The sequence below is a fragment of the Gordonia sp. (in: high G+C Gram-positive bacteria) genome (assembly GCF_049299075.1).
GTDB lineage: Bacteria > Actinomycetota > Actinomycetes > Mycobacteriales > Mycobacteriaceae > Gordonia.
This window is the reverse complement of record NZ_JBAQWU010000051.1, coordinates 1-8228: the sequence shown is the minus strand read 5'-3', so window position 1 is coordinate 8228 and position 8228 is coordinate 1. Positions and strand designations below refer to the sequence as shown.

11 protein-coding genes and 1 tRNA gene are annotated in these 8228 nt (G+C 66.2%); 10 read left to right on the top strand and 2 right to left on the bottom strand.

All coding sequences use genetic code 11. From position 1 onward, the window contains the following. The 8 genes from WAW85_RS01935 to WAW85_RS01900 all read left to right on the top strand — a co-directional run. A partial coding sequence (locus WAW85_RS01935; protein WP_422557975.1) for a segregation and condensation protein A occupies positions 1-860 on the top strand: 860 nt, incomplete at its 5' end. Next, complete coding sequence (gene scpB, locus WAW85_RS01930) at positions 857-1540, top strand: SMC-Scp complex subunit ScpB (RefSeq protein ID WP_422557974.1); 684 nt, start codon at positions 857-859, stop codon at positions 1538-1540. The genes WAW85_RS01935 and scpB, both read left to right, overlap by 4 nt. A 28-nt stretch (positions 1541-1568) precedes the next feature. After that, the gene (locus tag WAW85_RS01925; RefSeq protein ID WP_422557973.1) at positions 1569-2522 is read left to right on the top strand and encodes a pseudouridine synthase; all 954 of its coding nucleotides are present in this window, start codon (positions 1569-1571) and stop codon (positions 2520-2522) included. Then, a complete protein-coding gene (gene cmk, locus WAW85_RS01920) occupies positions 2519-3220 on the top strand; it encodes a (d)CMP kinase (RefSeq protein WP_422557972.1) in 702 nt (233 codons plus the stop codon). Before WAW85_RS01925 ends, cmk begins: the two co-directional genes overlap by 4 nt. Beyond that, positions 3213-4646, top strand: a complete 1434-nt coding sequence (gene der / locus WAW85_RS01915) for a ribosome biogenesis GTPase Der (protein ID WP_422557971.1) — start codon at positions 3213-3215, stop codon at positions 4644-4646. Before cmk ends, der begins: the two co-directional genes overlap by 8 nt. Positions 4647-4688: 42 nt before the next feature. Further along, on the top strand, positions 4689-4988 hold the full coding sequence (locus WAW85_RS01910; RefSeq protein WP_422557970.1) for a GlsB/YeaQ/YmgE family stress response membrane protein: 300 nt from the start codon (positions 4689-4691) through the stop codon (positions 4986-4988). Positions 4989-5051: 63 nt separating this feature from the next. Beyond that, positions 5052-5125, top strand: a tRNA-Pro gene (locus WAW85_RS01905). Positions 5126-5308: 183 nt separating this feature from the next. Continuing rightward, positions 5309-5674, top strand: a complete 366-nt coding sequence (locus WAW85_RS01900) for an isocitrate lyase/phosphoenolpyruvate mutase family protein (RefSeq protein ID WP_422557969.1) — start codon at positions 5309-5311, stop codon at positions 5672-5674. Here WAW85_RS01900 and WAW85_RS01895 read toward each other — a convergent pair. Continuing rightward, positions 5644-5946, bottom strand: coding sequence for a hypothetical protein (locus tag WAW85_RS01895; protein ID WP_422557968.1), 303 nt, complete (start codon positions 5944-5946; stop codon positions 5644-5646). The two genes, WAW85_RS01900 and WAW85_RS01895, sit on opposite strands and share 31 nt — an antisense overlap. After that, positions 5943-6536: a recombinase family protein gene (locus WAW85_RS01890; protein WP_422557967.1), complete on the bottom strand. Its 594-nt coding sequence runs from the start codon at positions 6534-6536 to the stop codon at positions 5943-5945. The genes WAW85_RS01895 and WAW85_RS01890 overlap by 4 nt, the downstream gene beginning before the upstream one ends. Positions 6537-6823: 287 nt before the next feature. Here WAW85_RS01890 and WAW85_RS01885 point away from each other — a divergent pair, with 287 nt between their 5' ends. Beyond that, the gene (locus WAW85_RS01885; protein WP_422557976.1) at positions 6824-7204 is read left to right on the top strand and encodes a DUF6394 family protein; all 381 of its coding nucleotides are present in this window, start codon (positions 6824-6826) and stop codon (positions 7202-7204) included. Between the two features lie 72 nt (positions 7205-7276). After that, the coding region (locus WAW85_RS01880) for an NAD-binding protein (protein ID WP_422557966.1) at positions 7277-8228 on the top strand (952 nt) is incomplete at its 3' end.

The following is an 8228-nucleotide window of genomic DNA, read 5'->3' as shown; positions in this document are numbered from 1 at the left end:
ACGACGCGCAGGGTGCCGACGACGCGCAGGGTGCCAGCGACCCGCAGGGTGCCGACGGCGGCACGCCGGCCAGGTTCGAGGTCAAGCTCACGAACTTCACCGGGCCGTTCGATCTGCTGTTGAACCTGATCAGTCAACATCGGCTCGACGTGACCGAGGTGGCCCTGCATACCGTCACCGATGACTTCATCACCTACACCAAAGCGCTCGGCCCGGACGCTGACCTGGAGCAGACTACCGAGTTCCTGGTGATTGCGGCCACCCTGCTCGACCTCAAGGCGGCGCGACTACTCCCGTCCGGCGAAGTGGATGACCTGGAAGACCTGGCGCTCTTGGAAGCGCGCGACCTACTGTTCGCGCGACTACTTCAGTACCGGGCCTATAAACAGGTGGCTCTGCTCTTCGCGGAACTGGAAGCCACGGCCCTGCAGCGCTATCCGCGCGCGGTGTCCTTGGAGGACCGGTACGCCGCGCTGCTGCCCGAGGTCGAGCTCGGCGTCGATCCGCTGGGCTTTGCCCAGATCGCGGCCGCGGCGATGGCGCCTAAACCGCAGCCCACGGTCGGGCTCAGTCACCTGCACGGCTCGCAGGTCTCGGTGCCCGAGCAGGCCAAGCGAATCAGTGGCCTGCTCCAGGCGTCGAACGGCCGCATGCTGAGCTTCGGTGAACTCGTCGCCGACTGCACCAACGGGATCGAAGTAGTAGCGAGTTTCCTTGGGCTCCTTGAGCTGTACCGTGAACGCGCGGTCACCTTCGAACAAGAAGAAGCGCTGGGCGAACTGAAAGTGGGCTGGTCTGGCGACGCCGACGATGCCGATCTGGACAAAGCGATGGCGGACGCTGAGGAGGACTACGGATGACTGACCCTACGATCGTCGATGAACAGGACCGGTTCCTTGACGACGACGAACTGCGCGGCGCACTCCAAGCGGTTCTGTTGGTGGTGGATTCGCCGATCTCCACCGAGGAGCTCGCCGCTGTCGTCGATCAAGACCGGATCCGGGTTCGTGACCTGCTCGGCGAGCTGGCCCGCGAGTTGACGGAGTCGGCGAGTGGCTTCGATCTGCGTTTCGCCGGTGACGGTTGGCGCTATTACACCCGCTCGGATTACGCGCCGTATGTGGAGCGGCTGCTGCTCGACGGTGCCCGCAGCAAGCTGACGCGCGCCGCACTGGAGACGCTCGCCGTGATCGCCTATCGACAGCCGGTGACGCGTGCCCGGGTGAGCGCCATTCGCGGTGTCAACGTCGACGGTGTGGTCCGCACCCTGCTGGCGCGCGGCCTGATCACCGAATCGGGCGCTGACGAGACGACCAACGCGACGATGTATGAGACGACCGAGCTATTTCTGGAGCGGCTCGGTCTCGCCTCGCTCATTGAACTGCCCGATCTCGCCCCACTGCTGCCCGATATCGACGTGATTGACGATCTCGGCGAGGAGCTGCTCGATGATCCGCGATTCGCCAAACTGGGTGCACCGGCGGCAGAATTGACGACGGACGCCTCGGCGGAAGTCTTGAAGGACGCCGACGAGGGCTGAGAAAAACACAACTGAAGGAAACATTCTGATGGGAACCGCTAGCCGAGACGGCAAACCGGGACAGGGCTCAGGCAACGGCCGGGGCAAGCCTGCACGCAAGGGTGGTACCGGCCAGCACGGCGCTAAGCGCAAGCCGCACCGCAAGGGCGCGCAGCCCGATGCGGCCACCGGACGCGTCCGCCTCAACAATGCCAAGCCTGCGCGCAAACAGGTCGCCGACCAGACCGGCGACGGCGCCACCTATATCTCCGACGGTATGCGCCTGCAAAAGGTGTTGGCTGCTGCTGGTGTCGCCTCCCGGCGTGGAGCCGAAGAGATGATCGCCGCTGGCCGCGTGGAGGTCGACGGCGAGATCGTCGTCGAGCAAGGCCTGCGTATCGACCCGAACACGGCAATTATCAAGGTCGATGGCGCGCGCGTGGTGATCGACGAATCCAAGCAATACCTGGCCCTCAACAAGCCTAAGGGCTGGCAGTCGACGATGAGCGACGAGCAGGGCCGCCCGTGCATTGGGGACTTGGTCTCCGAGCGGGTGATGGCTGGCCAGCGCCTGTTCCATGTCGGACGCCTCGACGCCGACACCGAGGGCCTGATTCTGCTGACGAACGACGGCGAGTTGGCCCACCGGCTGATGCACCCGTCCTTTGAGGTGCCCAAGACGTACCTGGCGACGGTACGTGGCCAGGTGCCGCGCGGCCTGGGCCGCGTCTTGCGCAAGGGGGTCACCCTGGACGACGGTCCGGCCTCGGTCGACGATTTCGCAGTGTTGGAGTTGCACGAGGGCCGCAGCCTGGTGCGCCTGATTCTGCATGAGGGCCGCAAGCACATCGTGCGCCGCCTGCTGGCCGAGGTCGGCTTCCCGGTGCAGAGTCTGGTGCGTACCGACATCGGCCCGATCGCCCTCGGGAGGCAGCGCCCGGGCAGCATGCGCGTACTGGATAGCAAAGAAGTCGGCGAGCTGTACAAGGCGGTACGGATGTGAGCGCGCCCGCGAACACGACGGTCGACGTCGTCGCCATCGACGGCCCCGCGGGAACCGGAAAGTCCACCGTTGCCGGGCAACTCGCCCGCCGGGTGGGCGCCCAGTATTTGGACACCGGCGCGATGTACCGCGCGGCCACGCTGGCCGTGTTGCGCGCCGCTGTGGACCCCGATGACGAGGCTGGTGTCGCTGAAGTCGTTGCGCCACTGGACATTCGGCTCGTGCAAGGCGGAGACGGCACCGTGGTGTACCTCAACGGAGACGATGTCTCGCAGGAGATCCGCACCGACGCGGTGACCGCCGCGGTATCGGCGGTGTCGGCCAATGCGGCGGTCCGCGAGAAGTTGGTCGCGTCGCAGCGAAGCCACGCCGACGGCGCATTCCTGGTGGTGGAGGGACGCGACATCGGCACCGTCGTTTTTCCGAATGCCGAGCTGGAGGTGTTTTTGACCGCGACGCCCGAGGCGCGCGCGCAGCGCCGCCATCGGCAGAACCTGACAGATGGGCGCCCGAGCGATCTGGCCGAGGTGCTCGAGAGTGTGAATCGCCGTGACCAACTGGATTCCACACGTACTGTGAGCCCCTTGCGGGCGGCGGACGACGCGGTGCAGGTGGACACCAGTGAGATGACCCTGAACGAGGTGCTTGACCGACTGAGTGAGCTCGTCGGTGAGCGGATCGGAGTACGAGATGTCTGACGAGATCTACGCCGAGGAGCAGTTGCCCGGCGATGGTACGTGGAGCGACGAGGCCGAGTGGGACCTGTCGGAATTCCTTGCCGACGGCGACGAGCTCGGCGAGCCCGAGAAGCTGCCGGTGGTGGCCATCGTCGGTCGGCCGAACGTCGGTAAGTCGACGTTGGTGAACCGCATCATCGGCCGCCGGGAGGCCGTGGTCGAAGATATTCCGGGCGTCACCCGCGACCGGGTGTCGTATCCAGCGGTGTGGCTGGGACGACGATTTATGGTGACCGACACCGGTGGCTGGGAGCCCGACTCTAAGGGCATGCAGCAGTCGATTAGCGCGCAGGCCGAGCTGGCCATGCGGTCGGCCGACCTGATCGTCCTCGTCGTCGACGCGACGGTGGGGGCGACGTCGACCGACGAAGCTGTGGCGCGCATCCTGCGTCGATCCACGACGCCGGTGCTGTTGGCCGCCAACAAGGTCGACTCCGAGCGCGCCGAGGCCGACGCCGCGACGCTGTGGTCGCTCGGACTGGGGGAGCCGCACACCATCTCCGCCTCGCACGGCCGCGGCACCGCCGATCTGCTCGACCTGATCCTGGCGAAGCTGCCGGACAGTCCACGGGAGCGGCATAGCTCCGGTGGACCGCGTCGCGTCGCGCTGGTCGGCAAGCCGAATGTCGGCAAGAGTTCGCTGCTGAATCGCCTTGCCGGAGAAGAGCGTTCGGTGGTCGACAACGTCGCCGGAACGACGGTGGATCCGGTCGACGAGATCATCGAGCTGGACGGCAAACAGTGGCAGTTCGTCGACACAGCGGGTCTGCGTCGCAAGGTGCGGACGGCCACGGGGCACGAGTATTACGCGTCGCTGCGTACGCGTGCGGCGCTCGACTCGGCCGAGTTGGCGCTGTTGTTGATCGACGCGAGTCAGCCGATCACCGAGCAGGATCTGCGAGTGCTGTCGATGATCGTCGACAGCGGGCGGGCGCTGGTCGTCGTCTTCAACAAGTGGGATCTGGTCGACGAGGATCGTCGCTACGAGCTCGACAAAGAGATCGACCGCGAGCTGTCGCGGGTGCCGTGGGCGCGGCGGGTGAACATCTCCGCCGAGACCGGCCGCAGTGTGCAGAAGTTGGTGCCGGCAATGGAGCAGGCCCTGGAGTCGTGGGATCGGCGCGTCTCGACCGGCCGCCTCAACAATTGGCTCAAAGAGGTCATCGCGGCCACCCCGCCGCCGGTGCGCGGGGGCCGGCAGCCGCGCGTGATGTTCGCCACCCAGGCCGCCACCCGACCGCCGACGTTCGTGCTCTTCACGACCGGTTTCCTGGAGGCCGGCTACCGTCGCTTCGTCGAGCGTCGGCTGCGCGAGGAGTTCGGCTTCGACGGCTCCCCGGTGCGGGTCAATGTGCGGGTTCGCGACAAGCGTGACCGCAAGAAGTGACGCGCCGCTGAGCGGTGCCGGTGCTGTGGAATACTGCTGCTCATGCTGATCATCGGAATCATCCTCTGGGGAATGCTCATCGGCGCGGCGGCGCAGCTGCTGCTGGGCGCTAACAAACACGGCGGCGTGAACTGGACGGTGGCGCTCGCCGCCGGCGTGCTCGGCTCATTCCTGGGCGGCTTGATCATCGGCCTGATCGACGGCCACGGCTTCGAGTTCCGCCCGAGCGGCGTCATTGGCTCACTGGTCGGCGCGGTCATCCTGACCGGAATCTGGGTCTGGTTCGACCGCAACAAGGGCAACCCCGGCCTGGAGGCAACGGGCACGAAGGCCAATTCGTGACTACCTTCGCGCGTGCGCTAAGGTAGTCATCGCTCCCCAAAGGGAGTGCCCCGCAAGGGGAAACGGGCTGTGGCGCAGCTTGGTAGCGCACTTGACTGGGGGTCAAGGGGTCGCAGGTTCGAATCCTGTCAGCCCGACAACAGATCAAAGGTCCTAGCCGACGTTCGGCTAGGACCTTTGTGCTCTCGGGTTAATGGCTCGTGCTCTCTCGTACTTGCACGTCGTACCCCGAAGATCTCTTTGACGACGACCTACAGTCTCACCGTTGCGCGCGCGGGCGCAGGGGCGGACGATGGAGGTCGACGATCTCGGGTGAAGCCATGGCGGATGACTGGGCGCAGACGAAGGCGGCGGCGACGGCATTTCTCGCCCTGCACACGGGGCCGGGTTTCGTGATCCCCCACGTCTGGGATGCGGGATCGGCACGACTACTCGAGCAGATGGGTTTCCCGGCGCTGGCGACGACGAGCGCGGGGATCGCCTGGGCGAGGGGACTGCCCGACGGCCAGCGGCTCGGAGTCGAGGTCATGCTGGAGTCCGTCGCCGACCTCGCCACGATCGGCCGATTAGTCGAGGCGATACCGGCACCTTGTGATTCCTCGACGGCGCGCTCGGCTACGCGGAGCTGCAACGGATCTTCGGTGGGTAGCGGTGGTCATGACGTGCCGTGGCGCAGGTGTCCGTAGAGGCCGGCGCGGAAGCCTCGGGTGTGGCTGGGTTCGTCGTCCTCGGGGTCCGGCTCCTGGGCGAGGGTGGTCGTCGCGAAGTGCCGGGCCCAGGCCGGGGGCAGGGTGCCCAGGTGTTCGAGTGCGTCGTCGAAACCCTTCTGGAACAAGTCTGGATCGAGGTACTCGTCGAGTTCGGGGTCGATGAGCGGGAATGACGTCGGCAGGCGGGTGACGGTGCCGTGTTCGGTGATGATGTCGAGCTCGTGCACCTGCGGTTCGCGGTGGTTCATCGCGCCGACTTCCCGGGCGCGAGTCGGCGGTACACGGTGGCGCGGCTGACGCCGAGTTCGGCCGCGATCTCCGGGACCGGGTGCCCCTGCGCGCGGAGCCGCTCGGCGGCGGCGACTTGGTCGTCATCCAAGGCCCGTGGCCGTCCGACGCCACTTTGTGTGTGCGGCGAGCGTCGTTGGCGGCGCGGGCCGGAAGCTTCGTCGTCGAGCACGGCGAGGGACGCCAAAATGCCGACGACCAGAGCGCCCGTCGGATCATTGGTGTCCAGGCCCTCGCGCAGCGACCGCAGACCGATGCTGCGGCCGGTCAGTTCCCGGGCGCTGGCGAGCACCTCGGGAACCGTCCGGCCGAGGCGGTCGAGCGCGACGACGACGGTGGTGTCGCCGGGCCGCGCGTAGGCGAGAAGGGCTGCCCATCCGGGGCGTTCGACGGCAGTCGACGACGTACTGGTCGCACGATCACTGTAGATGCGAGGTGGGTCGATACCGGCTGCGGTGAGCGTATCCAACTGTTCGGCGAGCCGGTCCGAACTTCGGCCGGTGCGGGCGTAGCCGAGCTGATAGCCGGTCGGCCTCCGGTGTGCTGTCATGCCCACAACCTATCGCAAAATAGTTACGCGACTAGCTGCGACACTCCGTAAAATCTGCGAAAGATCGATTGTTAACACTGGTAAACGGACTCCAATGTTGCAAAAGAATACTGTCACAGATTGTGAGACGAGTGTTCGGGGAGCGGCGGAGTCCTGGCGCGGCGGAGCGCTCGCGGGGCATCGTCGTCGGTGGCGCAGGAGATATCGCGGCATAGGGTGCCAGGTCTGGCCTGGCCGACTACCGTCTGACCCATGAGACCAGTGACGAAATGGAGTGCCGCGTGAACATGGAGAAGGTGGTCTTCGGCTTCTTCGTGCTGCTGGCCGCGACCCTGAACTTCGGCTTCGTGATCGGCAACCTGTCCGATACCGCCGAGCACAGCGTCTACGAGTTGTTCGCTGCGGTCACCATCAGTTTGATCGCGACGGTGCTCAAATTCGGCGATCGCACGCAGTTGGGAGCCGTGCACCTGGCGACCAGCCTCGTCGCTGACCTACAGCTGGTGGCAGCGGTGATCGTGTGGGTCTTCGCCACGCAGATCGTCGGGACCGGGCTCACCCCGTCGTCGATGGCCAGCGTGGTCTCCCTGGCAGCAGGTGCGCTCCTGGCGAACCTGGTGTCGGTGACATTGTTGGTGATCGAGACGGTCACTTTTCACCGGGGCTGAGGCGACTCAATGGCAGGAGTAAGTGGCGCAGGCTGGCACCGCCGGGCAGACCCGCCACCGGGTGGCAAAAACGTGCCCTCAAGTATCTCCGGCGGCCCAGCGTGGAGTCCTCGTCCCGCCGACGGTGCCGCCCTCGCCGACGAGCCGCCGTCGGCCACCATCTTTGTTCTCCTGCGGCGGATGCGCGTGCCGCTGATCACCATCATCGGTGTTTTTGCGATCGGTACGCTCGGGCTCAGTCTGATTCCCGGGGTCGACGACGCTGGCAACACCGTCCACCTCACTCCGTTCGACTCGTTCTACGTGATGAGCTACACGGCAACGACGATCGGCTTCGGCGAACTCCCGTGGCCGTTCACCGTGGCACAGCGGCTGTGGCTGACCCTCTGCATCTATCTCACGGTGATCGGGTGGGCGTACGCCATCGGCACCCTGCTCTCACTCCTGCAGGATCGCAGCTACCGGCAGGTCCGCGCCGTCCAGCGATTCAACCGTAAGGTGCGCGCCCTGCGCGAGCCGTTCGTGCTGCTGGCCGGGTACGGGCGCGCGGGGGAGTTGCTGGTGGCGGCCTTCGACGAGATGGGGCAGCGGGTCGTCGTGATCGACGTGGACGCCGAACGGATCGACGAACTCGATCTCGGCGCATTCCATGCCGATGTTCCAGGTCTGGCCACCAACGCCGGAGACCCCCACCAACTGCGTATCGCCGGGCTGGTGAGCCCGTACTGCGCCGGGGTGCTCGCCTTGACCGGCGACGATCAAGTGAATCTGTCGGTCACCATGACCGCGGCGCTGCTGCGACCGGATCTTCCGGTGATCTCCCATACCGTCACCGCGAACATTGCCGAACAGATGCGGGCGTTCGGCTCGCCGACCGTCATCGATCCTTTCGACAGATTCGGCGACCATCTCCGCCTCGCCCTGCACTCACCGGCCACCTACCAGCTGATGACCTGGTTGGAGAATGGTCCGGGCGCGGCGCTGCCAGCGCGCGGTCGGCCACCGACGCCCGGCCGCTGGGTGC